This is a genomic window from Nocardioides sp. (assembly GCF_031422975.1).
GTDB lineage: Bacteria > Actinomycetota > Actinomycetes > Propionibacteriales > Nocardioidaceae > Nocardioides.
This window is the reverse complement of record NZ_JANPEO010000193.1, coordinates 1-1,686: the sequence shown is the minus strand read 5'-3', so window position 1 is coordinate 1,686 and position 1,686 is coordinate 1. Positions and strand designations below refer to the sequence as shown.

Below are 1,686 nucleotides of genomic sequence, written 5' to 3'. Positions count from 1 at the left end.
CACACGTTTTAGTAAACCGTGTGCCGGCAGTCCGTTGTCCAGGTCTAGCTGCAGCCGCTGGTGCTGCCGCAGCCCTCACACACGTAGCACGATCCAGCCGGCCGCATCTTGGTGCCACACGTGAAGCACATCGGGGCGTCCTGCGCCGTACCCAGGATCTGCTCCATGAGCTCGGTCGAGGAGTGCACCTTCGCACCCGCCGGCTTGGCGGCGTGGTCCACGATCTCCACGTCGTGGGCCACCTCGGCGCCGGCGGCCGGGTCGACCGCCTCCTCGACACCAGAGTCAGCAGAAACCGGACGCTCGTCCGTCGGAACCCCCGCAGCCAGCGCAGCAACCTCAGCCGCCACGTCCTCCGCAGAGACCTCAGCCTCGACAGGGGCGTACGAGCCGGTCTCTAGCTGACGTGACCGCTCAGTGGCCGTGTAGATCCCCAGGCCGGCGCGCTCGTCGAAGGTCAGGTAGTCCAGCGCCAGGCGACGGAAGATGTAGTCCATGACGGACTGCGCCATCCGGATGTCCGGGTCGTCGGTGAGACCGGCCGGCTCGAAGCGCATGTTGACGAACTTCTGGACGTAGGTCTCCAGCGGTACCCCGTGCTGCAGGGCGATGGAGATCGCGATCGAGAAGGCGTCCATGACTCCGGCGAGTGTGGAACCCTGCTTGCCCAGCTTGAGGAAGACCTCACCGAGGCCGTCGTCGGGGTAGGACCCGGCGGTCATGTAGCCCTCGGCGCCGGCCACCGCAAACGACGTCGTCACCGACGGGCGCGACTTCGGCAGGCGCTTGCGCACGGGGCGGTGCTCGACGACCGCGGCCACCTCAGCCACCGCGGCGCGCGGACCGGCCCCGGCCTCGACCGCTGAGTCAGCGCCCTTGGCCTTGGCGTCGGACAGCGGCTGGCCGACCTTGCAGTTGTCGCGGTAGACCGCGAGCGCCTTGAGGCCGAGCTTCCAGCCCTGCAGGTAGACGTCGGCGATCTCCTCGACCGTCGCGGACTCAGGCAGGTTGACCGTCTTGGAGATCGCGCCGGACAGGAACGGCTGGGCCGCCGCCATCATCCGTACGTGGCCCATCGGCGCGATCGAACGCTCGCCCATGGCGCAGTCGAAGATGTCGTAGTGCTCCTGGCGCAGGCCGGGGGCGTCGACGACGTGGCCCTTCTCGGCGATGAACTCCACGATCGCCTCGACGGTCTCCTCGGCGTAGCCGAGCTTGCGCAGCGCCCGCGGGATCGTCTGGTTCACAATTTGCATTGATCCCCCGCCGACGAGCTTCTTGAACTTCACCAACGAGAAGTCCGGCTCGATGCCCGTGGTGTCGCAGTCCATCATGAAGCCGATGGTGCCGGTGGGCGCGAGCACGGAGGCCTGCGCGTTACGCCAGCCCTGCTTCTCCCCCAGCTTGTTGCCCTCGGACCACGACTTGGTCGCGAGCCGGTGCACGTCCTTGTCGAGCGTCGTCACCATGCGCATCGAGTCGTTCGCCGACGCGTGCTTGCGCATCACCCGGGCGTGCGCCTCGGCGTTGCGGGCGAAGCCCTCGTACGGCCCCACGACCCCTGCCATCTCGGCCGAGCGCTTGTATGCCGTGCCGGTCATCAGGCTCGTGATCGCACCGGCGAGCGCGCGCCCACCGTCGGAGTCGTACGCAAGGCCGGTCGCCATGAGCAAGGCGCCGAGGTTG

The 1,686-nt window shown here is 68.1% G+C and carries 1 pseudogene; it reads right to left on the bottom strand.

The annotated features are described in order from the left end of the window. Positions 1-44 precede the first annotated feature (44 nt). Positions 45-1,686 (bottom strand): annotated as a pseudogene (locus RMO85_RS06005) (vitamin B12-dependent ribonucleotide reductase); the annotation flags it as partial.